Genomic DNA, 23,579 nt, shown 5'->3' with positions numbered 1-23,579 from the left:
TAAGTCTTCTTTTGGGGGTATGCAAATGACTTCTCCGCTGCCACGCGATCCAATCGCGCAAGCCAGGGAACAGTGGATTTCCCATGGGTGGTCAGCCGAGGCCGATTCCATGGCCGCGATTACCGCGGTGATGCGCACCGCATCGATCTACTTGCAGCGGGCCGACGCCATCCTCAAGCCTCACGGACTGACGTTTGCGCGATTCGAAGTGCTCGCCCTGCTCGGCTTCTCGAAGCGCGGTTCCCTGCCGATGAGCCAGGCCAGCCAGCTGCTGCAGGTTCACGCAACCAGCCTGACCAATTCGGTAGACCGGCTGGAAGCCACCGGCTTGGTGCGGCGCATCCCGCACCCAACCGATGGCCGCACCCGGCTATTGGAGCTCACGACCGCAGGCCAGCAGGTGCTGCCCGCGGCCCGTGACGACCTGAACGAAAAGCTCTTCGCCCGAAGCAATCTTTCGGGCACCGACGCAACCGAAATCTTCGAAATCCTGGCCCGCTTCCGCAAGGCCTCCGGGGACTTCCTATAGCGAGCCGTCGCGGATCGCGTTGATGATCCCGGAGAAGTCGGTCCCCGCATTGCCTTCATCGCTGAATTTGCGGTACAGCACCGCGGCAAGGGAGCCGAGCTGGGCATCGGTCGTCGTATGCTCCAGCGCACTGGCTGCCAGGCCCAGGTCCTTGGCCATCAATGCGGCGGCGAATCCCGGCTGGTAGTCCCGATTGGCAGGAGAGGCTGGCACCGGCCCAGGTACAGGGCAATTGGTCGTCACCGACCAGCACTGTCCCGAGGCCGAGGAAATGACATCGAACAGCGCCTGGTGCTCCAGGCCCAGCCGTTCTCCGAGCACGAACGCCTCGGCAGCGCCAATCATCGAGATGCCCAGCAGCATGTTGTTGCAGACCTTGGCGGCCTGTCCGGCGCCGTATCCGCCGCAATGCACGATGCGCTTGCCCATATGCTCAAGCACGCCGGTGATCTCCTCGAGATCCTCGGACTGCGCACCGAGCATGAAGGTCAGGGTCCCCGCTTCCGCCCCGACGACGCCTCCGGAAACCGGGGCATCGGCGCTGCGATGCCCCGCGTCAACCGCAAGCTGCGCCGCTTCACGGGCCTGTGCTACATCGATCGTGGAGCACTCCAGGAAGAGCGTATTGGGCTTGGCGCTCTCCAGCAGGTATTCACGGTAGGCATCGAGCACGTGCTTGCCCGAGGGGAACATGGTGATGACGATATCGACATCGGTGGCCGCCTCTGCGCCTGTCGCCACGGTGGCTATGCCTGCTTCCTCGGCCGCCTGCACCGCGGCAGGAACCACGTCGAAGCCCTTGACCCGGTAGCCGGCCTTGTCCAGGTTAATGGCCATGGGCAGTCCCATATGGCCCATGCCGAGGAATCCGATAACTGGTTTGACGCTCATGAGTGGCTCTTTTCCTCTAGATCTTCAGCGAGCAGTGCGAAAGTCAGTTCTGCTCCCGGCAAGGGTGCCAGGTGCCTTTGCGTGCGTTGGGCCGGAGTTTGGCCGAGGACAGTTTCGGTCCATTGCGGATTGCGGTCCTTGTCGACCACTGCGGCGCGAATGCCCTCGGCGAAATCTGGATCGTCGAGCCGATGCACGGCGGCCCGGTATTCCCGCTGCAGATCCGTTCTCAAATCGGCTCCAGCCAGGCGAATGAGTTCTTCGGCTAGGCGTACCGAGCTTGGGCAGGCAGCGGCCAATGCCTTCAGCGCTTCCTGGGCTTGCGGAGAGTGGTTGCGCTCCAGGGCATGCACTACTGCTGGGATGCTTTCCTCGCCAAAGGACTGCACCCATTCTTCGTGCAGGAATCCGGGCTTCGGGCTCTGCGCATAGTCGGCCAGCACTGCCGCAGCGGGCTGGGTTTCCAGCTCGGCGAGCAAGTCAGGGATCTTCTCCTGCGGCACATAGGAGTCGGCCAGACCCAAGGCGATGGTGTCGGCGGCGCCGAATTTCATTCCGGTCAGGGCCGCCAAGCGTCCGGCGGCATGCGGCGCACGCGCCAGCAAATGCGTTCCACCCACGTCTGGGAAGAATCCGATGCCGACTTCCGGCATGCCGCACCGGCTGGCTTCAGTAACAATGCGATGGCTGCCGTGCGCCGAAATGCCGATGCCGCCGCCAAGGACAATTCCGTCCATGAGCGCAATGTACGGCTTGGGGTACTCGTCGATCAGGACATTGAGCTGGTATTCAATGCGCCAGAAGTCGGCCGAAGCGCCACTGCGGTCCAGGATGTCCCGGTAGATCGCCACGATATCCCCACCGGCGCACAGGCCGCGCTCCCCAGCGCCCATGACCGCTACTTGGGCGATCTCCGGGTCATTGCGCCACTGAAGCAGGGCGTCGAGGAATTCCCGGCACATGTCCGTGGTGAGCGCGTTGAGGGCCTTGGGCCGGTTCAGCGTTATGAGTCCCAGGTGCCCCCGGCGTTCGGTCAGAATCTCAGGCAACAGACTCTCCTTTGAGTGATTGAGGTCACCTACTGGTGTCGAATATACTCGGACTTCCAACTAAATTGAAGTGGCACAGGACAGCAAACTTGATAGGTTGAACTAGTGAAGATTGCAACCTGGAATGTGAACTCGCTGCGAGCCCGCGCCGACCGTGTTGAGGATTGGCTGCGCCGCACCGATGTAGATGTCCTGGCTATCCAGGAAACTAAGTGCAAAGACGACAATTTCCCCTGGGAACTGTTCGAGAACAACGACTACGAGGTGGCGCACTTCGGAGTCAACCAGTGGAATGGCGTCGCCATCGCTTCCCGCGTTGGCCTCGAAGATGTTGAACGCACCTTCCCTGGACAGCCGGAATTCGGCAAGGCCGGAAAGAACCCGATCCAAGAGCCTCGCGCCATCGCGGCAACCTGCGGCGGGGTGCGCATCTGGAGCCTGTACGTCCCGAACGGGCGCGCGCTGGATGACGAGCACATGGGCTACAAGTTGAACTGGCTGGACGTGCTCAAGCAGGAATCCGCCGGCTGGCTGGAGCAGAATCCCCAGGCGCAGATTGCCTTGATGGGCGATTGGAACATTGCGCCAAAGGACGAAGACGTCTGGGACATCGACTTCTTCATCGAGAACAAGATGACCCACGTGTCAGCACCAGAGCGTGCCGCCTTCGCTGCCTTCGAGGAACTGGGCTTCACCGATGTGGTGCGCCCGCATACCGAAGGCCAATACACCTATTGGGACTACACGCAGTTGCGTTTCCCGAAGGGCGAAGGCATGCGCATTGATTTCTCGCTCACCTCGCCGGCGCTCACCGCACGGGTAATCGGTGCGAGCATTGACCGCGAGGAACGCAAGGGCAAGGGCGCCAGCGACCACGCCCCGGTCATCGTGGAGCTGGCCGGCTAGTCATGACGGCAAAGATGACTGGGCCCGCCGCAGAGCTGACGGCCGCCACAGCGCACCTTCGCGTCTATGAGCCGCTGGATGCCTTTGAGGATTGGGCCCAGTCCATCATCTTGCGCACTCCCCGGCGCACCGGGGAGCAATGGGACGCCTTCGAGAACGAGCGACTCTGGAGCCGCACCCTGCGCAACGTCTCCGACCCGTTCCCGCACGACGAGCCGGAATTCTTCCGCAGCGTGAAGTCCTTGGACTACCAAGGCACCGAGCACACCCGGTACTGCCCAGGACAGCTGCAGGCACGCAGCCTGCTCGCCGCCGAACAAGCCGAAGAAGCCATGCGGACCGAAGTGTTCGACCTGCTGGTGCCGCCGGCAGCGCGGCAGGCCAATGCCCAACGCGTTGATGCCGACCGCCTGGCCAAAGACATGACCCATCTGCACACGAGGACCTCGTCGTGGGGCATCCCGCTTGGCTGGTTCGCCCTCTTCCGCGAAGATGACGAGCACGAGCTGGTGCATAGCGGCGAGCAGTTGAAATCCGTTCGCATGTACGCCTCCTTCGAGCAGGCCATTAATCGCCTGTCTTGGGCAGTGCAGACGCTGGCGACCCATGCGCCGCAGTCGCAGCTTTTCGAGGAGCTGGGCAGCCTGGGCGGCTGGCTGGAAACTTTCGACAGCCGCTCGGTGATTGAACTGGATTATGGACTGCTGGCAGAAATTGTGTGGCCAGATGAATCCGTGAATGATCTGATGCACGGTATTCAGGCATTGGAAGACGAGGACCTGACGAGTGCCGCTGCGGCATACCGCCGGCTGAGCAGTCGTTGGATCGGCCCGCGGCATCTGGGTCGCGCAAACTAGCTATCTGTCCCCGGATACAGCAAAAGCTCCGGAATCCGGAGCTTCTGTTTAGTATGCGACCCTGACGGGACTTGAACCCGCGACCTCCGCCGTGACAGGGCGGCGCGCTAACCAACTGCGCTACAGGGCCTGGTGCTTTGAATAAATTCAAGTCACACAGTAAAACCCCCGGGATGAACCGAGGGCCTGCGTGGCTCCGACCGGCGTCGATCCGGTGACCTTTCGATTTTCAGTCGAACGCTCTACCAACTGAGCTACAGAGCCTGGTACCACTAAGTGGACACCAAATTTACTATTGGAATAGTAAATTGAGCGACCCTGACGGGACTTGAACCCGCGACCTCCGCCGTGACAGGGCGGCGCGCTAACCAACTGCGCTACAGGGCCTTGCTTTCGCAAGCCAATGGATTTCTCCATCTGGCAACCACTAAGTGGTTGCTTGTACCCCCAACGGGATTCGAACCCGTGCCGCTGCCGTGAAAGGGCAGTGTCCTAGGCCGCTAGACGATGGGGGCCTAAGTTGTTCGCTTCGGTTTCTTGCTTCTCCGTAGCGGACTCCAATAACTATACGCAGTGTTTTTTGCTTTTGCAAAATCGGCTCCTGGACGGGTTTTGCCCATGCCAAATCGGGTGCACAGGCATAGTCTGGAACCATGCTTTTCGAGATGGATGACGACGAATTCCAGGCCCTGGTCGAACAGGCTATCGACGCGATTCCAGAGGCCGCCTTCGCAATGATGGATAACGTCATCTTCTTCATCGAAGACGAGTACGAGCCTCTCCCTGGAGAGCCGGAAAACCCTGAGATTCTGGGGTTATACGAGGGTGTCGCACTCACGGAACGGGACCTGGATTGGGGCGCCGGAGCACTCCCGGATCGCATTACGATCTTCAAGAATCCGACGCTTCAAGCCTGCGAAACACGTGAAGAAGTGGTGCGGGAAATCGGGATTACGGTGATGCACGAAGTGGCCCACCACTTCGGAATCGACGATGCGAAATTGCACGAATTAGGGTGGTCGTAGCGCCGAAATCGCAAAATCTTCTTTTGAGATCTGCCTCACAAAACAATTAGATTCCGGCGGCCTATTTCCAGCTGAGGGAGACCAGGGCCACAGGCCAGCGATCGAAACTAGCCGCTGGGGCACATCCTCCACCCGGAAGACGACGCGGCTCAATTGCGATGTCTATAACCAAAGTGGTGCTTAATAGGCCGGCACCTGCCGCACTCGCGCCGGCCCAGCTCGGCGAGACGAGAAATTGCCGCCGGAAGAACTTGGCATGGCCACTTTCCCTTGCCGCCACGGCCAAGCGCGGAGGGCAGCAAAGGAACTTCATGCACTTCGAGGGACGATCCCTTTTAAAGGCAACTTAAAGGCAACGCTTTGAGCCGCTCCGATCCACCCCTCACGTTACCCAAACTTCATGGCAAGTAAGCCTTTGGTAACGAAGCGAGACGCATCTATTAGTTATTTCCCAATTGCTCTCGGTAAGTCACACAGGACCGAAAAACCATTATCTGTGCAGATCACCGCCGAATAGGCCCGAGAATTGCACGGATGGGATTCATGTGACTGATGTGAACAGTGTTGCCAAGCGTGTCCGAGGGGACTCATTTAAATATGCCCGCGAAACAGCCCCGGTGACTCACGAAGGAATGCCCGCGTAATCCCTGAGTTTAGCTGGCTTGTTTCTTCCTTGTTCGGGCGGGTTTGACCCCGGCGGTCGGGTCGGGCTGCTTCGCAAGTTCGGCGGCTTCGAGTTTGCGGGTCTTGTCGGCGGCGAGCCAGGTGAGGCGCTGCTGGATCCGGTCGATCTCACGGGCGATATGCGCGGGATTCAAACTGTCCCGGTACGCGGTGAGCTCTGCAGTTCTCTCGCTGGTGAGGACACCGGAACGTAAGAGCCGGTCGAACGGGGTCGCAAGCGTGTCATAGACACGTCTGCGTCGGCCTTTGCCGTCGGTGTCCCAGCCGATGGGTTTCTTCGTCGGGGTGAGGAAGTTATGCCGGTCGTTTACCAGCGGCCAGAGCTCGCCCAGAAGCCGCAACTGTGCGGGAGTGTCGTACCGCCAGTAGAAGCCATACCTGCGTACGATCTGGTTGTTCTTGGACTCGACCGTGGCCTGATCATTCTTCTTGTAGGGGCGTGATCTGGTGAAGTAGATGTCGAGTTCGGCGGCCCACCCGATGACGTCGTAGTTGATGAATTCGCTCCCGTTATCAAAGTCCACCCCGGTGACCTCGAACGGGGTGTCGGCGATAAACCGGTCGAGCGCGTCACGCAGGTGTAGGTGCGCGTTGTTTCTGATCGACCGGGTGTAGGTCCACCCGGTGTGCATGTCTGTCATGTCCAGGGTCCTCGCGAACTCGCCCTTGAGCACAGGCCCGCAGTGAGCGACGGTGTCGCCCTCGAAAAACCCGGGCACGGCTTCGATCTCGTCCCCAGCTTTCCGGACGGTGATCGAGTTGCGTAGCAAAGGTCCTGGTGTGGTCGTGGTGATGCCGCGCAGCGGGTCCTTCGCGCGGGCGGGTGCGAGATAGCGGTCGATCGTGGCGGGGCTCATCGCCAGCAACTCGTCACGCACTCCGTCGGAGTAGCCGCCCTTGCCGGGGACTAACTCCCCGTGTGTTTCGAGGAGCATCAGCTGCAGTTCCATCGTGGCGGCGAGGTACTTCCCGCTGATTCCACCCGCGAACGCCCACACCCGATGCAACACCGCGATCGCCGTATCGGTGTACTTCAGCGCGCGTGGCTTGCGTTTCTTCGCGTTGACCCGGCGCGGCTGCAATGCGAGCTTCAACTGTCTGCGTGCGTTATCTCTGGACCAGCCCGTGATCGCGCACACCTCGTCGAGTAGTTTGCTCTTGGTGCCTTTTTCTGCGGCCGAGTATTGCCGCGCGAACTTCCTGGTTATCTCGTGTTTGGCTCGCATTGATAGCCCACTTCCCATGAAATAGATGATTCCGTTTCGCGGGCATATTTATGTGAGTCACCGGAACTGTTTCGCGGGCATATTAGGTGAGGCACGTCGGTGTCTTGATTGGCCTAATGTGCTATTTGGAGTCTTATCCGAATCGTGACCTTCATATTGCTGAAAGTCACGACTCACGCACTCCGCGTCATCCATGTACTTAGTGAGGAACGATATGGCTACTCGCCACACGCTCGGTGTTGCTGCAAGCACCCTGGCCCTAGCGGTGTCCTGCCTTGCAGGCGCTTTGCCCGCTTCCGCATCTACTTCAGCTTCACTCCCTCAGTCTGTGGCGATCGCTGCCGCACCAAGCACTTCTGCGCTGCCGTCGGACGCGGAAGTCCAGGAAGCAAAGAAGGACAAAGCTTCGACGAACGCGATGATCGCGCGAATCGAAGCTTCTCTTGCTTCCAGCCGTGCCGAGTTGCAGCGCGTTGAAACCGAAGCCGCACAGGCCCAGGAATCCCTGCTTACTGCCGGCGAAGAGCGCGATCTGCGCACCGCTGCAGCTGAGAAGGCCGTTGAACAGCTTGAGTACGCAAAGACTTACTTGGAGCAGAGCCGCAACGATCTGGGCGCTATCGCCTCAGATATCTACCGCAACGGCGCTGGCACCTCAACCCTGAGCCTGCTCCTTGATGACAACCAGGAAGGCGACCTGTTCTACAAGGCCGCTACCATCGACGCATTGAGCGAACAGAAGGTTCAGTCCGTCAACACCGCCACCGAGGCCGAGGGCCTCGTTTCGGCTTGGCAGGAGTACGCCGACGCGGCACAGAATGCCGCGCAGGAAGCCGCAGCGAACTATGACGCCGCTGCAGCGACCGCGAACAGCACCTTGGCCATCTACGAAGCGGCTATCGAACCTGAGCAGCAGCTGCGCGATGAATTGATCGGCCACCTTGCTACCTTGAAGCAGAAGGAAGAAGCCGAGGTCCGCCAGGCGGTTGAAGAGCGCGAGGCGCAGGAGCAGGAAGAAACTCTTGCGGAAGTGATCGCCGAAGAGGAAAACGTCAACGTTCCCGAAAAGGACATCTTCACCGTTCAGCCGCTCACGATTGAAAAGCCTCGCGAGCTGCAGCAGACCGAACCTGAAGAGGAAACGGTCGAGCCTGAGCCTGAGCAGGTTGAAGAAGAACCGGAAGCCACCGAGCCACCTGCAGCTCCAAAGCCAGAGCCAACCAAGAAGGCCGAACCGAAGCCGGAACCAACCAAGAAGGCCGAACCGAAGCCAGAGCCAACCAAGAAGGCCGAACCGAAGCCGGAACCAACCAAGAAGGCCGAACCGAAGCCAGAGCCAACCAAGAAGGCCGAACCGAAGCCCAAGGCCACCCCGAAGCCTGAGCCGAAGCCCAAGGCCACCCCGAAGCCTGAGCCGAAGCCCAAGGTCACCCCGAAGCCGACCCCCAAGCCGGAACCAAAGCCAGAGCCGAAGCCTGAGATTGCTCCGCAGTCCAGCAACTACTCGGCAGCGATTTCCTGGGCCTTGAATACTGCAGATGATCCAAGCAAGTACTACGTCTACGGCGCCAACGGACCGGATGCCTTCGACTGCTCGAGCTTCTCGCAGCGCGCCTTCGGCAAGTCCGGCATCAGCCTGCCACGCACCTCGTCCCAGCAGTTCGCCAGCGCCCCGCAGTACGTGTCGCTGAGCAATCTGCGCCCGGGCGACCTGGTGTTCTCGTCATCCAATGGCGGATCCTCGTTCTACCACGTAGCCATCTACATCGGCAACGGCCAGGTAGTCCACGCTCGCAACCCGAGTGCCGGCATCTCGGTGACTCCGCTGAGCTACGTCAACAACCTCTACCCGAAGGCAGCCCGCTACTAAGCTGGATCCCCTCGAGCACGAAGGCCGCGCACCCGGTGGGTGCGCGGCCTTCGTGCATGCTGGCTGTTGCGGCGCGGCTACTGCTCCTGCGCCCTGGTGTCGAAGTCCTTGCGGTTCTCCAGCCGAGGATCGTCCGAGTCCGGCACAACCATGACCGGGCCCTTGGAGTGGTGCAAGACGCCCTGCGAGGTCGAGCCGAGCAGCATCCCGGTGAAGCCACCACGGCCGCGGGAGCCGGTCACGGTCAGCACCGCATGCTCGGACTCGCGGATCAGCACCTCAACCGGCGGCCCGGAGACCACATCGGTTTCGATCTTCACCGTCGGATAATGCGACTTGAGCCATTTGGTGCCCACGCTCATCTGGTAGCGCACGTCTTCGAGCACGGCTTCCTGGTCCACGGTCGCCGGCATCCAGGCCAGCGCCGCTCCCACCGGCGGCACCGCGCAGATCAGCCGCAGCGTCAGGTCGCTGGCGATGGCCGCCTCCGCTGCCGCCAGCACCGCAGAACGGGCGCGGTCAGAGCCGTCGACGCCGACCACGATGCATTTGCGGTCCGCCGCGACGGCGGCGCCGGCTTCCTCCTGCTCCTTGGCCATGGCCAGCGGAACCACGACAGTTGGGCACTTGGAGTGCGCTGGCAGCGCCGAGGAGACCGAACCGAGCAGGCGGCCCACGAAGCCACCGCGGCCGCGGGTTCCGACTACTACCAATTCCGCGTCCTGGCTCAGATCCAGCAGCACGCCCGACGGGTCCCCGGACTCGATATAGGTGCGGATGGTTGCTGTGCTGCCTTCGAGCTCTGCACGGGCCTGGCGCACAATGTCCTCGGCACCCCCGCGGATCAGATCGTCGTCCAGGGTTGAGTAGCCCGCGTCCATGGAGGATGCGGCAAACACCGGGATGGTATAGGCGGACACGATATTCAATACGCTGCCGCGGCGCACCGCTTCGCGTTCGGCCCAGCGCAAAGCGCATTTGCTCTGCTGGGAACCGTCTACGCCAACGACAATTCCTTCGATCTTCTCTGCTGCTACTGGTGCTTCGTCACTCATCAGACTCGCTCCTCAAATACCTCAGATACAACGGGTTGTGACTTCCCTTACCACCAATGTACTTGCTTCCGCAGTTCTAGGTGTGAGTTGGGTCTAAAGTTTTCGCGTACAGCCTACTGAATAGCTGGATCGATATGAATCAGCGGCTGAAACGTCATAGAATTTTTCCATGCCCTCCTCCACAAAATCCCCGTCCGGGACTGCTATAAGCGCACGCATCGACCGATATTTCAAGATTTCGGAACGGCGTTCAACGTTCTCCACCGAAGTTCGCGGCGGCATCGCCACCTTCTTCGCGATGAGCTACATCGTCGTCCTCAACCCGCTAGTTCTTTCCGGTGCCGATTCCTCGGGCGGCGAGTTGGGCATCCAGCGCGTTGCCGCAGTGACCGCATTTGTCGCCGGCATCCTGACCATCCTGATGGGCATCTGGGCCCGTCACCCATTCGCCATGGCCACCGGCTTGGGCGTCAATGCCTTCGTGGCCATCACCGTGGCCACGAACCCGGAACTGACCTGGGCCGACGTCATGGGCTTGGTGCTCATTGCCGGTGTGGTCATGTTCGGCCTGGTGCTTACCGGATTCCGAACCGCGGTGTTCAACGCGGTTCCCGCCGGGCTGAAGACCGCGATCGTGGTGGGCATCGGCATGTTCATCGCCCTGATCGGCCTGGTCAATGCCGGATTCGTCCAGCGCCTTCCGGATGCCGCGAACACCACCGTGCCGGTGGGCCTGGGCTTCGACGGCGAGCTGATGGGCTGGCCGATCCTGGTCTTCGTCGTCGGCCTGCTGCTGACCATGGCCCTGGTGGTGCGCAAGGTCAAGGGCGCAATCCTGATCGGCATCGTCGTTTCCGCGATCCTCGCCAACATCCTCGAAGCCGTCTTCCACATCGGCGCGATGGAAACCAACACCTGGTCGCTGGTGGTTCCGTCGCTGCCTGAATGGACCCTGCCGGACCTGTCGCTGATCGGCCAGGTCAGCGTGTTCGGCGCCTTCAGCAAGATCGGCGTCACCGCCGCCTCGCTGCTGGCCTTCGTCATCCTGCTCTCGATCTTCTTCGACGCCATGGGCACCATGGTGGGCTTGGCTTCCGAAGCCGGTTCCATGGACGAGAACGGGCAGATCCCCGATGTGGACAAGGTCCTGCTGGTGGACGCGGCCGGCGCAATCGTCGGCGGCGGCACCTCGAGCTCCTCGGCGCAGATCTTCGTGGAGTCCGGCGCCGGCATCGGCGAGGGCGCCCGAACCGGCCTGGCCTCGGTGGTCACCGGCCTGCTGATGATCGTGGCGATGTTCCTGAGCCCGCTGATCTACCTGGTGCCTTTCGAAGCCGTGGCTCCGGCCCTGGTGGTCGTCGGCTTCATGATGATCACCCAGGTTTCCAAGATCGACTGGAACGACTGGGGCATCGCGCTGCCGGCTTTCCTGACCTTCACCCTGATGCCGTTCACCTACTCGATCGCCAATGGCATCGGCGCCGGGTTCATCTCCTACGTGTTCATCCGCGCCACCCAGGGACGCGCCAAGGAAATCCACCCATTGATGTGGGTTGTTTCCGCGGCCTTCGTGCTGTTCTTCGGCATCGGCCTGATTGAAATGTGGGCCGGGGTCAAGTAGCCCCGCAGCCCTTCGGCGCCCCGCCATCTCAGTCGCGATGGCGGGGCGCCTTTTGCCTTCGCACCGGCGGGAACTGGATAGGATGGGGCCTATGAGCGAACAGCAGAATACCGCCGGGCAGTGGATCCAGGTGGCAGCAGGCTTGAAGAACCCTTCGATGCGCCGGCTTCTCGGCGCGGTGCTCAGCGGGCAGGGTGCGCCCGAGCCAGCCAGCAAGTCCGAGCGCAAGGACTTGGAACGCTGGGCCAGCATCGGGCTGCTGCGCCACGACGGCTCCGGGTGGGCGCTGGATGATGAACTGCTGGAGAAGACCTTGGCCTCGGCCTCGGCCGCGAAGGCCAACCGCAGCGGGATCCGCCGCTTCTTCGACGGGCACCGGCTGCAATCCCTCCCAGCGAAACCGGCGGACCGCCACGAGGTGGTTCTCTACCTGCGCAACGCGGTCATCGGCGATGGGGAAGAGCTGCGCGAAGAGCAGCTCAATGAACGGCTGCGGGTGTTCCACCCGGATGTCGCGCTGCTGCGCCGCTACATGGTCGACCACGGCCTGCTGCAGCGCGCCGCCGACGGCACCGGCTACCGGATGGGCACCGTCAGCTAGCCGGTAATCGGCGCGGCGCCGGTGGCGAAGCGGCGCACGGCTTCACCGGCAACCAGCTGCGCGGGCAACGGCGCGGTCCGCAGGCTGCGCTCGAAGGCCGGGCCGAGCTTGAGCGGCTCGTCGCTGGCCAGGAACACGATGTTCCCGTAGCGGCGGCCCTTGAGCATCGGCGGGTCGGCGACCATGGCCACATGCTCGAAGACCTCCAGCAGCGTCGCGGCTTCCGCCTTGGCGCCGGCTAGGTCCGCGGTATCGCCGCAATTCATGATGTAGACGCCACCGGCGTCCAGCACCCGCTGCGCTTCACGGGCGTAGGAGGCAGTGGTCAGCTCGCGCGGGGTGGTGCTGCCGGCAAAGACATCGCGGATGATCACATCGCGGCTCGCATCGCTCAAGGTGGGCAGCACCTGCGCCGCGTCCCCCACGCGCAGGCGCACCAGCGGGGCACGCGGCACCTCGAAGTTCACGCGCACCAGCTCGGCCAGCTTGGCATCCAGCTCCACCACGACCTGTCGGGCGTTTTCATAGCTGGCGGCAACCCAGCGGGCCATGGAGCAGCCGCCTCCGCCGAGGTGGAGCACGCGCAGCTTGCGGGCGCGGCCATCAAATTGCCCGGCAGGAAAACCGATGGTGAAGATCGGTTCCATCCAGCGCATGTACTCGAAATCGAGATAGGTCGGATCATCCAAATCCACGTGCGAGGACGGCACGCCGTTGACCTTCAGGATGTAGCGGTTGGCACCGTAGGGATCGGCCTCGATCACCGCCGTACCGGTGTCGATCGGAAATTCTCCGAGCATTGATTCCTTGGTATCCCTAGCCACGTGCGCGCACCATCCGTTGCTCGATCAAGCCTTTCCAGCTGCCAGCCAGGGCTTCGCTGGTTCCATCGGGGGTGAATCCCTGCTTCGCGAAGAAGGCCAGGGCCCGCTCGTTGCCCTGCAAAACCCAGACCAGCGCATCGCGCTCTCCCAGGACCACATCGAGGAGGTGCTGGCCCAGTCCGGTGCCGTAATACTCTTCCAGTACATAGAGCATGCCCAATTCGATGTCTACTCCGGCGTCCTTGTCCTCGTCGATGGCCGGTGTGCCGCCGGCTACCCCGATGATGCGTCCATCGCGGTCTTCGGCGATGAAGAATTGCGCGCCGGATGCCAGCCCGCGTTCCCACCAGGCTACCTGGCCATCGAGCTGGCCTTCGTGGTGAGCGAAGAATGATTCATCGCGAAGTGCGGCGTACGCTTCCCGCCAGGCTTGCAATTTCATCTGCAATGCGGGGCGGACGTCTTGTTCAGTAGCCAGTCGGATTCGATAGTCGTTCATTTGCGGCACTTCTCTAGCCTACGGCAGTAGCTTCGCTAATCTCTTCCAACTCACCAAGGCACCCTCCTACTAAAGTAGGATTGCGGACTATCCAGATGTTTGAAAAACTTTTGATGTCGTTGCAAATTTCTTGGATCAAGAGGGGGTCGGGCTTGGACCGGAATACAAAATACGCTGCCTTGACCGGTGGCCTTGTCGGTTCACTGACCCTGACCATCAGCCTTTCCTCGACCTTCTGGGTGATTCTGCTCGGTTGCGTCCTCTTGGCCGCCGGCTTCAGCATTCTAGCCAGATTCGAACGTTTCTGGGGCCCTGCCGAGCCGGACCACTACTACTACATCGTCCCCATGCTGGTTGGCCCAGTAGTTGCGGGCCTGGTGCGCAACACCGAGCAGGCCCTGTGGGTAGGCCCGCCGATGGGCGTGCTTTGCGGATTGGGCGTGTACTTCTTGATCCTGAAGTCGCCGCCGTTCAAGCAGGACGAAGCCGGGGAACACGATGCCGAACTCCCCGAGCACTCTCCTACGCGCTAGCCGTGGCCGCTAGAGGACTCGCGCGAGCGCGAATCCATCCCAGCCTTTGACGCCCACGGTCTGCAGGGCGGTGGCTGATACGCGCGGATCATCGCGCAACCACCGCAAGGAGTCCTGGATCCCCCGCACATCGGCCTCCTGCGTCCCGTGCCGAGCCGGGTCATCCAAGACTGCGCCGCTGCGCACCACGTTGTCGAGCACCAGCACGGTCCCTGGATGCGACAGTTTCACTGCCCGTTCGAGGTAGGCCACGTTGTTGCGCTTATCTGCATCGATGAAGATCAGGTCAAATGGCGCAACTCGCTTGGACAACAGCGAATCCAGCGAACCTTGGGCCGCGCCCAACTTGATTTCAACGCGTTCGGACAGCCCTGCCCGCTGCAAGTTCTCGCGTGCAACCGAGGCGTGCAGAGGTTCGAATTCGCAGCTGATGACGGTGCCGGTTTCTCCCACGCCCCGGGCAAGCCAGCTGGTCGAGTAGCCGCCGAGGGTTCCGATTTCCAGGACCCTGCGTGCGCCTGTGATCTCGGCGAGCAGCTGGAGGAACTTGCCCTGGGCCGGGCTGACTTCAATTCGCGGCAATCCGGCGCTATGGGAATGCTCGCGGCCTGCTTCCAAAGCGTCAACACGCAGCCCCAGCTCCCGCTCCAGGTACTCGTCGACTGCCCCGGCATCGCGTTCGGCTGAATGGTGGATCATGACGACATTTTCTCCTCACTATCCTTGATGGCCTTCTCGAGCCGCTGGATCTTGCCGTCAAGCTCGCCCTCGTAGCCGGGGCGGATGTCGGCTTTCAGCACCAGCGATACGCGCGAACCGAATCGACCAGCAGCCATGGTGGCTTGCTTGACCACCTCCATGACTTCATCCCATTCGCCTTCGATCTCGGTGAACATGGAGCTGGTGCGATTGGGAAGACCGGAATCCCGGACGACTTTCACCGCTTCAGCCACTGCGTCATGGACCGAGCCATTGGGGTTGTCATTACTAGGTGCTACTGAGAAAGCTACAATCATGCTTCCACTGTCCCACTACGCGCTGGGCTTGTCATCTGCCGTGCAGGCAATATTTAGGCAGCCAGTCCACTCGCCCTGAGCAAGATGGCCGCCAGGGCACCAGCAACAACGACGACAAGATAGGGCGCCTTGAAAACCAGCGCAATAATCGCGGCCGCGAGAGCGCCAATCCTGGCATCGATGACCAGTTCCTGTCCCGAGGTGAAGGCATTCACCGTCACCAAGGAAGACAGCAGCGCGATGGTCAGCGTGGCGGCGACATGGGACATGGTCGGCGAGTCCAAGACCCTGCGGGGCACAAAGAAGCCGCAGAGCTTGATGGCGTAGGCCGTTAGGCAGGCCCCGAGAATCCACCAGCTCAACTCGTTCACGCTTTCTCCTCCTCAATGCTTTCCAGTTCACCATGCTCGGTCGCCGCCGGGGCACGGCTGCCGGTGGCCACGGCGTAGATCGCGGCGCAGGCCGCCGTCACCAGAATCGGCAAGCCCGGCGCGGTGACTGGTACCGCCAGCGCGGTGAGGATCGCCGCGGCAATTGCGATCATGATCGGTTCAACTGATTTCAGCCGCGGCCAGAGCAGCCCGATGAATGCGGCGACCGCGGCGCCATCCAGGCCCCACGCAGCAGGGTCGCCCATGCGTTCGCCGAGCAAGGCGCCAACGAGGGTGAACAGGTTCCACAGGACGTAGACGCCGGCACCGGCGGCGATGAAGCCGCGGCGCTTTTCGGCCGGGTCGGATTGCCCCAAGCTCACTGCGGTGGATTCGTCGATGGTCACCTGGGCCATCCAAGGCACATGCCGTCCCAGCGGGCGCAAGGTTTGCTTGATCTGCATCCCGTACACGGCATTGCGTATGCCCAGCAGCGAAGCCGCGGAGAATGCCGCCGAGGCGGCACCGCCGCCGGAGATTACCCCGATGAAGGCGAACTGCGAGCCGCCGGTGAACATCAGGGCGCTCAGCGCAACGGTTTGCCATAGGTTCAGGCCCGCGGCGATGGACAGCGCCCCGAAGGAAATGCCGTAGAGCCCGGTGGCGATCGCGATGGAAAGGCCCATCTTGGTCGCAGGCGTGAACCAGCTAGCGGACGTGGCGGGCATCGTACCTGACCTTGTAGACACCGCGTTTGACCTTCGCCTCGCCGATTTCAACGTGCTCCAGCTGGTCCAGATGCTTCACGTGGGTGCCGCCGCACGGTTCAGCATTCACCCCGGCGATGGTCACGGTGCGGATGCCCTCTTCATCGATGGTGGTTGTGACTTCACCGCCACCTGCAATGAGTTCATTGACGCGGTCTTGGATCATGGCCTTCGCCGCGGCCCGTTCGTTCTCATCGCCCAACGGCAGATCAACGGTCACCGGATCGAAGTCGAGCCGGGATTGCCCGGGGAAGTGCGAGTGGCCCTTGTGCTGCCAGCCGCGATCTTCACCGGCAAAGCCCAGGACGTGCCCGGCGGTGTGCAGGGCTGCATGGGCAAGGCGCAGCTCGCCATCGATCTCGGCTTCGACCCGATCTCCCACCTGCTTGGTGCCGGCACCGTACAGGATCACCAGACCGTTTTCGCCGCGCTGGACCGATACCGGCAGCCCGTCTACGGTGCCCGAGTCTTCAGGCTGGCCGCCGCCGCGCGGATGGAAGATATTCGGGCTAAGGGCAATCCACTGGCCTTCGTCATCGCTGCCCGCAGCAATGACTTCAGCTTCGGTGGCGAAAACATAGGTGTCCTGCAGGTACAGATTGACCTGTGCGGTTTCATCGGTGCTCATGTTTCCTAGCTCAGCTCCAGTTCTTTGCGTAGTTCTGCCGGACGGTTGCTGGTCAGTTCCCCAACGCCCAGGTCCACCAGGAATTGCGCATCTGCCGGACGGTCGACCGTCCAGATCCGCGCTTTCAATCCTTGCTCCAGCCACCGGCGCACAAGATGCTCGTTGGCTCGGGTCCAGGCGACGCCGGATCCGACGATTCCAGCTCCCCCTGCGTTGATCAGTTCGATTCCTTCAGGCACGGAGCGGTACAGCACCTCGTAGACACCGGCCCTGCCCACGTCACCCGAATCAATCAGTTGCTGGACGTAGTCCGGATTGACTTCGGTCATCAATTGGCACAACAGCGCAGTGCTGACCGTGCGGGCCAGATAGCGCAGGGAATTCGGCTCGAAGCTCATCAAGGTCACGGCAATCTGTCCCTGCGAGCCGGCGGTCCCGGTTTGCGGGTCGAACCCGTGCGCTGCAAGGACCTGCAGCACGCCCTTTTCCAGCAGGTGGCCATAGGGGCTTGGATGCTTGATTTCGATGGCCAAACCAATTGGCTTGCCGCGTTCTTCAATGAGAGCGAAGAGTTCGCCGAGGCTCAGGAGCTGCTCGTTTTCGGTCCCATACTCGGCCGGGACGATGCTCGGTACGACTCCGGTGAAGTCCATGGCTTTCATTTCCGCCAAGGTATATCCGGCAACGAGACCGGATGAATCGGAGGTGCGGTCGACCGTTGGATCGTGGTGGCAAACAACGATTCCGTCTTTGCTCAGATGGACGTCGCATTCAATTCCATCGGCACCTTCGTCGATGGCCTGTAGATAGGCGGCACGAGTGTTCTCCGAATATTTATGGGAGCTGCCGCGATGGGCGAAGAAAAGCGTATCCATGCTTCCTACGCTACGCGATCCCCGCTCCTTGATACTGTAGATTAGCCTTGGCTCGACGCATATTTCATCAACTGCCTTCAGGTCTTTTGCGTGCAGTTGCAAGCTCCTGCGGCCATCATGAAAAACTCGAAACTCCCCGGCAAGAAAAGGTGTCTGCATTTCCGATTCTGCCCCGGATTCCCAAGGCAAAATCGTCATCCGCATGGGATCAGCGAACTCGCCGATAACTGGCTGCAATTGCACCGCTGGAGAGCGGTTGCGCTGAGATCAATTCCAGATGACGGGATTTCTGCAACCCTGCCTGGTGCAGCGTTGGACCATGGCCGGCGATAACTGGGTGAATTAGGAAGTGGTACTCATCGATGAGTTCCATCCTGTCCAGAGCTGTTGCCAGCTTGCCGCTGCCCAGAAGCACACCATCGGGGTATTGGTCTTTCAGCCTCAGTACACAGGCGCGCAGCTCTCCACTTAGCAGGTGGGAGTTATTCCATGAATATGCCGTGCGAGTGCTCGAGACAACGTATTTGGGCTTCGCCTCCAGTTGCTGTGCCCAGCGAAGCAGCGCTGGCGGCGCTGAGATGTCGCCCCGAGCCACAGCTGGCCAGTACTCCTCCATCAGTTCGTAGGTAACACGACCCCAGAGCATCGCTCCATGCGCATTCATCAGACCCGTGAAATAGTCGTGCGATTCATCGTCGGCGATGCCTTCTCGATGATCGACGCAGCCATCCAGCATGACGTTGTAGCTAAATGCCAGTAAACCCATCAGAAGCTCCTGCAGCCATTTGCTTGCCGGACGAACCCCGGTGCCCTGACTCTAGGATTAGGCGCTTATTGCGTCAAGCAGCTGTCTTAGGGCACCAGGGAACTTGCGGTGAACGGGGACTGCGCGATCGCGACAGAAATAACTGTCCACAGTCCAAGACCGGGGTACTCGCTGCCGGGCAGCCATGCCGAGTTCGGCTTCCGCGATCCTATGCTTCAAAGGTAGGCTCGCTGCATGACACAGCCAGACTCAGTCATCAGTTTGTCCCCTGTCCCACACGACCTTGTGCCCATTATCCAGGGCTTGGTCCAAGGCTCTTGGCCAAAGACTGAAGTTGAGCGTGAGGCCCTGTTCGATGCGCTTGGATTCGTATCAGGCACCGCGATTGATTCCGACGACCAGGATTCACCTCATCAGATGACGAGTCTGGATCTCGGCCTGCCAGGAAAAATATCGAGTACTTGGGATACGTACCGTCAACAATTCCTCAGTGTCTGTACGTTCCTCTACAGTTCTCGGGTCCCCCAAGATCCAGTCACCCGGTCTGGGTTTGCTGTTTTGCAGGCAGAACTCTCAGAGGTGTATGGCGCTCCGGAACGCCCCTGGGAAGACGAGGATCAGTCCATTCGCATTTGGCGATGCAATGGCCGGAGCATCACCTTGCAGTTATTCAATCGGCGGGATAGCACCGTGATGCTCACGGTTGAAGATTTGGCGCTCGCTTCAGTCATTGAATCTGAAGAAGCGGCCCATTAGCCTTCTCAATTCTTGGATCGGATGAAACAAGCCCTTGCCACGGCGATTGTTCCCGCGGCAGCGCCAATCAACGCGACGGCAAGCACGATCAGTAGAACTTTGATCAGGGTCTACGGGATATGCAGCGTGAACTACGCTATTCCGATAGCAAAAACGTCATCAAACACCAGTGATGCGATCGCCGGTCCTGCGGACAGGAGCGACGCTTTCTCAGCCATACCTCGATGATGGGCCGGCTGCGAGGCTGGACAACAGCCGCGGCAATTAAACGAGTGCAGGGCCAGAAGTTGCGCCTGGCCACCCGCACACTGACGGGTTAAACAGGTGAGGCTCCAACCATCACTGGCTAGAGCCTCAAACCCACTTAGGTTAAGTCCGGCGGTGACCTACTCTCCCACACCCTCACGAGTGCAGTACCATCGGCGCAATGGGCCTTAGCTTCCGGGTTCGGTATGGGACCGGGCGTTTCCCCCACGCTATGACCGCCGTAACAATCACGAAGCACACAAACCAAATATTTCCTGGTCAGTGTTTTCCGGTGCTACAAAGTCTTGTAACTCATCTTGCATTTATTGGTTAGAGGTTGTTGTCTCGTAACCGCATAGTGAACGCGAACAGCATTGAAAAATATCAGTTCAAATTATTGTTTTATTGTGTGTTGTAAGCCATCGGCCTATTAGTACAGGTCAGCTGCACAAGTCTTCAGTCCTTGCTTCCACATCCTGCCTATCAACCCAGTGGTCTAGCTGGGGCCTCTCACACACAAAGGTGCATGGAAATCTCATCTCGAAGCAGGCTTCCCGCTTAGATGCTTTCAGCGGTTATCCCTTCCAAACGTAGCTAATCAGCGATGCACTTGGCAGTACAACTGACACACCAGAGGTTCGTCCGTCCCGGTCCTCTCGTACTAAGGACAGCCCTTCTCAAATTTCCAACGCGCGCAGCGGATAGGGACCGAACTGTCTCACGACGTTCTAAACCCAGCTCGCGTACCGCTTTAATGGGCGAACAGCCCAACCCTTGGGACCTACTCCAGCCCCAGGATGCGACGAGCCGACATCGAGGTGCCAAACCATGCCGTCGATATGGACTCTTGGGCAAGATCAGCCTGTTATCCCGAGGTACCTTTTATCCGTTGAGCGACGGCCCTTCCACGAGGTGCCGCCGGATCACTAGTCCCGACTTTCGTCCCTGCTCGAGCTGTCACTCTCACAGTCAAGCTCCCTTGTGCACTTACACTCGACACCTGATTGCCAACCAGGCTGAGGGAACCTTTGGGCGCCTCCGTTACATTTTAGGAGGCAACCGCCCCAGTTAAACTACCCATCAGGCACTGTCCCTGAACCAGATCATGGTCCGAAGTTAGGTGACCGGTACAGCCAGAGTGGTATTTCAACGATGACTCCACCTGGACTAGCGTCCAAGCTTCACAGTCTCCCACCTATCCTACACAAGCTGCACCGAACACCAATACCAAACTATAGTAAAGGTCTCGGGTCTTTCCGTCCTGCTGCGCGTAACGAGCATCTTTACTCGTACTGCAATTTCGCCGAGTTCATGGTTGAGACAGCGGGGAAGTCGTTACTCCATTCGTGCAGGTCGGAACTTACCCGACAAGGAATTTCGCTACCTTAGGATGGTTATAGTTACCACCGCCGTTTACTGGGGCTTAAATTCTCAGCTTCGCCACAAAAGTGACTAACCAGTCCTCTTAACCTTCCAGCACCGGGCAGGAGTCAGTCCGTATACATCGTCTTGCGACTTCGCACGGACCTGTGTTTTTAGTAAACAGTCGCTTCCCCCTGGTCTCTGCGGCCCACACCCGCATCAGAGAAGCAAGTTCTCATCACGGGCAGGCCCCCTTCTTCCGAAGTTACGGGGCATTTTGCCGAGTTCCTTAACCATGATTCTCTCGATCGCCTTAGTATTCTCTACCTGATCACCTGTGTCGGTTTGGGGTACGGGCGGACTGGGACCTCGCGCCGATGCTTTTCTAGGCAGCATAGGATCACCGAATCACCCCATAAACGGGGCGCCTATCAGGTCTCAGAATACATGAGCGGCGGATTTGCCAACCGCTCTTCCTACACCCTTGGACCAGGTCAATTCCATTGCCTGGCTCGGCTACCTTCCTGCGTCACACCTGTTAATACGCTGACCTCACTGCATCGGTTCCCACCACACCACCAGCAACCATTCCCGAAGGAACAAATCACCGGATCCGTCATGGTTAGCATCCACAGCTCAGTATGGGCGGTCCTTCGCCGGTACGGGAATATCAACCCGTTGTCCATCGACTACGCCTGTCGGCCTCGCCTTAGGTCCCGACTAACCCAGGGCAGATTAGCTTAACCCTGGAACCCTTGATCATTCGGCGGACGGGTTTCTCACCCGTCATTCGCTACTCATGCCTGCATTCTCACTCGTGTGGCCTCCACCGCTGGTTTACACCGCGACTTCACCGTCCACACGACGCTCCCCTACCCATCCAAACACCCAATCGAAACCAGGTTAATATTTGAATGACGCAACTTCGGCGGTGTGCTTGAGCCCCGCTACATTATCGGCGCGGAATCACTTGACCAGTGAGCTATTACGCACTCTTTCAAGGGTGGCTGCTTCTAAGCCAACCTCCTGGTTGTCACAGCAACTCCACATCCTTTTCCACTTAGCACACGCTTAGGGGCCTTAGTTGGCGTTCTGGGCTGTTTCCCTCTCGACTATGAAGCTTATCCCCCACAGTCTCACTGCTGCGCTCTCACTTGCCGGCATTCGGAGTTTGGCTAAGGTCAGTAACCTTGTAGGGCCCATCGCCTATCCAGTAGCTCTACCTCCAGCAAGAAACACGCAACGCTGCACCTAAATGCATTTCGGGAGAACCAGCTATCACGAAGTTTGATTGGCCTTTCACCCCTACCCACAGCTCATCCCCTCCATTTTCAACTGAAGTGGGTTCGGTCCTCCACACGCTCTTACACGCGCTTCAACCTGGCCATGGGTAGATCACTTCGCTTCGGGTCTAGATCACGCCACTCAAACGCCCTATTCAGACTCGCTTTCGCTACGGCTTCCCCACACGGGTTAACCTCGCGACGTAACACTAACTCGCAGGCTCATTCTTCAAAAGGCACGCCATCACCAGGGAACAAGTCCCCAGCTCTAACGGATTGTAAGCGCACGGTTTCAGGTACTATTTCACTCCCCTCCCGGGTACTTTTCACCATTCCCTCACGGTACTGATTCACTATCGGTCATCAAGTAGTATTCAGGCTTACCAGGTGGTCCTGGCAGATTCACACAAGGTTTCACGGGCCCCGTGCTACTCGGGTATCAACACTAGAACGGCAGACACGCATTACACCTACGGGACTATCACCCTCTCTGGTCCGGCATTCCAACCGATTCACCTATACGCCTGCACCTCATCCCACCAGCAAGATAGCGCTGGTACATGCTGACCCCACAACCCCGATGATGCAACGCCTATCCGCTATCACACACCAACCGGTTTAGCCCCATCCGCGTTCGCTCGCCACTACTAACGGAATCACTGTTGTTTTCTCTTCCTGCGGGTACTGAGATGTTTCACTTCCCCGCGTTCCCTCCACACAGCCTATACATTCAGCTGCAGGTCACACCACATAACATGGTGCGGGGTTCCCCCATTCGGAAATCCTGGCCTCAACGTCCGGTTATCGACTCCACCAGGCTTATCGCAGATTCCCACGTCCTTCATCGGCTCTTGATGCCAAGGCATCCACCGTGCGCCCTTAAAAACTTCAACACAAATCAAAGTCTCAGAATTGAGCAATAAAACAATCTAACAAAATCACGCAGACAAGACTCCAACACCAGGCAATCCAAGGAAAAGGACCACCCAGCTCATCTCATCTGCAAGATGCTCGCGTTCACTATACAGTTCCCAAACAACAACCCCGCACCCCCGCAACAACACCCCAAAACCAACACCAACCAAAGGCCAGCATCAATCCAACAGGACATCCTTGCAGCAAACACAGGACAAACACCGAAACACCAAGAACCCCTCACCCAAGCGAACACCACCAGGACCCTCCCCACAGGAAGAACCCCGGCAACCATTCACCAGGAAAGGAGGCTTGTTGCCTCAAAACCCAACAGCATGCCAAACCATACAAACCACACAACACCCACACACCGCATTCCAGCACCGCAAGAAGAAAACCCCTGCAATGCGTACTAGCAGATGCC

General features: G+C 59.9%; 22 protein-coding genes, 4 tRNA genes and 2 rRNA genes. 9 read left to right on the top strand and 19 right to left on the bottom strand.

The features are described from left to right. The first annotated feature begins 25 nt into the window (after positions 1-25). Positions 26-529: a MarR family winged helix-turn-helix transcriptional regulator gene (locus F0M17_RS00980; RefSeq protein WP_038992010.1), complete on the top strand. Its 504-nt coding sequence runs from the start codon at positions 26-28 to the stop codon at positions 527-529. Here the strand turns inward: F0M17_RS00980 and mmsB are convergent. Beyond that, positions 524-1,420, bottom strand: a complete 897-nt coding sequence (gene mmsB / locus F0M17_RS00975; protein WP_149596134.1) for a 3-hydroxyisobutyrate dehydrogenase — start codon at positions 1,418-1,420, stop codon at positions 524-526. The genes F0M17_RS00980 and mmsB overlap by 6 nt on opposite strands. Next, positions 1,417-2,469, bottom strand: a complete 1,053-nt coding sequence (locus F0M17_RS00970) for a 3-hydroxyisobutyryl-CoA hydrolase (RefSeq protein WP_073707291.1) — start codon at positions 2,467-2,469, stop codon at positions 1,417-1,419. The genes mmsB and F0M17_RS00970 overlap by 4 nt, the downstream gene beginning before the upstream one ends. A gap of 105 nt (positions 2,470-2,574) precedes the next feature. On the opposite strand from F0M17_RS00970, the gene F0M17_RS00965 reads away from it, so the two are divergent. Both F0M17_RS00965 and F0M17_RS00960 read left to right on the top strand, forming a co-directional pair. Next, positions 2,575-3,375, top strand: coding sequence for an exodeoxyribonuclease III (locus F0M17_RS00965; protein ID WP_121865965.1), 801 nt, complete (start codon positions 2,575-2,577; stop codon positions 3,373-3,375). 14 nt (positions 3,376-3,389) lie between these two features. Then, positions 3,390-4,232 carry a hypothetical protein gene (locus F0M17_RS00960; RefSeq protein WP_149596133.1) on the top strand — a complete coding sequence of 281 codons (843 nt, stop codon included), beginning with the start codon at positions 3,390-3,392 and terminating at the stop codon, positions 4,230-4,232. A gap of 56 nt (positions 4,233-4,288) precedes the next feature. Here F0M17_RS00960 and F0M17_RS00955 read toward each other — a convergent pair. From F0M17_RS00955 to F0M17_RS00940, 4 genes are all read right to left on the bottom strand, one after another. Next, positions 4,289-4,362 (bottom strand) — tRNA-Asp (locus tag F0M17_RS00955). 61 nt (positions 4,363-4,423) lie between these two features. Next, positions 4,424-4,496, bottom strand: a tRNA-Phe gene (locus F0M17_RS00950). Between the two features lie 49 nt (positions 4,497-4,545). Further along, positions 4,546-4,619: transfer RNA gene (locus F0M17_RS00945), tRNA-Asp, on the bottom strand. A 55-nt stretch (positions 4,620-4,674) separates the two neighbouring features. Then, positions 4,675-4,747 (bottom strand) — tRNA-Glu (locus F0M17_RS00940). Between the two features lie 138 nt (positions 4,748-4,885). Between F0M17_RS00940 and F0M17_RS00935 the strand changes: the two genes are divergently transcribed. Next, positions 4,886-5,257, top strand: a complete 372-nt coding sequence (locus F0M17_RS00935; protein ID WP_121865964.1) for a metallopeptidase family protein — start codon at positions 4,886-4,888, stop codon at positions 5,255-5,257. 653 nt (positions 5,258-5,910) lie between these two features. Here F0M17_RS00935 and F0M17_RS00930 read toward each other — a convergent pair. Continuing rightward, positions 5,911-7,167, bottom strand: coding sequence for a DDE-type integrase/transposase/recombinase (locus F0M17_RS00930; protein ID WP_014317774.1), 1,257 nt, complete (start codon positions 7,165-7,167; stop codon positions 5,911-5,913). Between the two features lie 214 nt (positions 7,168-7,381). Here F0M17_RS00930 and F0M17_RS00925 point away from each other — a divergent pair, with 214 nt between their 5' ends. Next, on the top strand, positions 7,382-9,037 hold the full coding sequence (locus tag F0M17_RS00925) for an NlpC/P60 family protein (protein ID WP_149596132.1): 1,656 nt from the start codon (positions 7,382-7,384) through the stop codon (positions 9,035-9,037). 77 nt (positions 9,038-9,114) lie between these two features. On the opposite strand, the gene F0M17_RS00920 is transcribed toward F0M17_RS00925, so the two are convergent. Beyond that, positions 9,115-10,092, bottom strand: coding sequence for a universal stress protein (locus F0M17_RS00920; RefSeq protein ID WP_066143486.1), 978 nt, complete (start codon positions 10,090-10,092; stop codon positions 9,115-9,117). A 169-nt stretch (positions 10,093-10,261) separates the two neighbouring features. Between F0M17_RS00920 and F0M17_RS00915 the strand changes: the two genes are divergently transcribed. Both F0M17_RS00915 and F0M17_RS00910 read left to right on the top strand, forming a co-directional pair. Beyond that, complete coding sequence (locus F0M17_RS00915) at positions 10,262-11,713, top strand: NCS2 family permease (RefSeq protein ID WP_038992017.1); 1,452 nt, start codon at positions 10,262-10,264, stop codon at positions 11,711-11,713. Positions 11,714-11,804: 91 nt separating this feature from the next. After that, a complete protein-coding gene (locus tag F0M17_RS00910; RefSeq protein ID WP_052253852.1) occupies positions 11,805-12,314 on the top strand; it encodes a DUF2087 domain-containing protein in 510 nt (169 codons plus the stop codon). On the opposite strand, the gene F0M17_RS00905 is transcribed toward F0M17_RS00910, so the two are convergent. Then, positions 12,311-13,138 (bottom strand): spermidine synthase, encoded by an 828-nt coding sequence (locus F0M17_RS00905; RefSeq protein ID WP_073707287.1) that lies wholly within the window; start codon positions 13,136-13,138, stop codon positions 12,311-12,313. The two genes, F0M17_RS00910 and F0M17_RS00905, sit on opposite strands and share 4 nt — an antisense overlap. Continuing rightward, on the bottom strand, positions 13,131-13,637 hold the full coding sequence (locus F0M17_RS00900) for a GNAT family N-acetyltransferase (protein ID WP_073707286.1): 507 nt from the start codon (positions 13,635-13,637) through the stop codon (positions 13,131-13,133). The genes F0M17_RS00905 and F0M17_RS00900 overlap by 8 nt, the downstream gene beginning before the upstream one ends. 152 nt (positions 13,638-13,789) lie before the next feature. Here F0M17_RS00900 and F0M17_RS00895 point away from each other — a divergent pair, with 152 nt between their 5' ends. Then, on the top strand, positions 13,790-14,170 hold the full coding sequence (locus F0M17_RS00895) for a hypothetical protein (protein ID WP_121865960.1): 381 nt from the start codon (positions 13,790-13,792) through the stop codon (positions 14,168-14,170). A gap of 9 nt (positions 14,171-14,179) precedes the next feature. Here the strand turns inward: F0M17_RS00895 and F0M17_RS00890 are convergent, their stop codons facing one another. The 7 genes from F0M17_RS00890 to F0M17_RS00860 are packed head-to-tail and all read right to left on the bottom strand — an operon-like array spanning position 14,180 to position 18,593. Then, positions 14,180-14,869, bottom strand: a complete 690-nt coding sequence (locus F0M17_RS00890; RefSeq protein WP_121865959.1) for an O-methyltransferase — start codon at positions 14,867-14,869, stop codon at positions 14,180-14,182. Beyond that, entirely contained in the window at positions 14,866-15,186 is a 321-nt protein-coding gene (locus F0M17_RS00885) for a thiamine-binding protein (RefSeq protein ID WP_038992021.1), read from the bottom strand. Before F0M17_RS00885 ends, F0M17_RS00890 begins: the two co-directional genes overlap by 4 nt. A 53-nt stretch (positions 15,187-15,239) precedes the next feature. Further along, positions 15,240-15,557, bottom strand: coding sequence for an AzlD domain-containing protein (locus tag F0M17_RS00880; protein ID WP_083586775.1), 318 nt, complete (start codon positions 15,555-15,557; stop codon positions 15,240-15,242). Next, a complete protein-coding gene (locus F0M17_RS00875; RefSeq protein ID WP_244213539.1) occupies positions 15,554-16,285 on the bottom strand; it encodes an AzlC family ABC transporter permease in 732 nt (243 codons plus the stop codon). Before F0M17_RS00875 ends, F0M17_RS00880 begins: the two co-directional genes overlap by 4 nt. Further along, positions 16,266-16,952, bottom strand: coding sequence for a hypothetical protein (locus tag F0M17_RS00870; RefSeq protein WP_121865958.1), 687 nt, complete (start codon positions 16,950-16,952; stop codon positions 16,266-16,268). Before F0M17_RS00870 ends, F0M17_RS00875 begins: the two co-directional genes overlap by 20 nt. 5 nt (positions 16,953-16,957) lie before the next feature. Beyond that, a complete protein-coding gene (locus F0M17_RS00865) occupies positions 16,958-18,064 on the bottom strand; it encodes a glycerophosphodiester phosphodiesterase family protein (protein WP_210416678.1) in 1,107 nt (368 codons plus the stop codon). Continuing rightward, positions 18,036-18,593: a dihydrofolate reductase family protein gene (locus tag F0M17_RS00860; protein ID WP_038992024.1), complete on the bottom strand. Its 558-nt coding sequence runs from the start codon at positions 18,591-18,593 to the stop codon at positions 18,036-18,038. The genes F0M17_RS00865 and F0M17_RS00860 overlap by 29 nt, the downstream gene beginning before the upstream one ends. A gap of 234 nt (positions 18,594-18,827) precedes the next feature. Here F0M17_RS00860 and F0M17_RS00855 point away from each other — a divergent pair, with 234 nt between their 5' ends. Next, entirely contained in the window at positions 18,828-19,349 is a 522-nt protein-coding gene (locus F0M17_RS00855; protein WP_121865956.1) for a hypothetical protein, read from the top strand. Positions 19,350-19,722: 373 nt separating this feature from the next. Here the strand turns inward: F0M17_RS00855 and rrf are convergent. Then, positions 19,723-19,839 (bottom strand): 5S ribosomal RNA (rrf, locus tag F0M17_RS00850). 165 nt (positions 19,840-20,004) lie between these two features. Further along, a 23S ribosomal RNA gene (locus tag F0M17_RS00845) occupies positions 20,005-23,133 on the bottom strand. Between the last annotated feature and the right edge of the window lie 446 nt (positions 23,134-23,579).

The sequence above is a fragment of the Glutamicibacter sp. ZJUTW genome (genome assembly GCF_008370855.1).
GTDB classification, from domain to species: domain Bacteria; phylum Actinomycetota; class Actinomycetes; order Actinomycetales; family Micrococcaceae; genus Glutamicibacter; species Glutamicibacter nicotianae.
The sequence above is the reverse complement of the archived record's forward strand: the minus strand, read 5'-3'. Positions and strand labels throughout refer to the sequence as shown.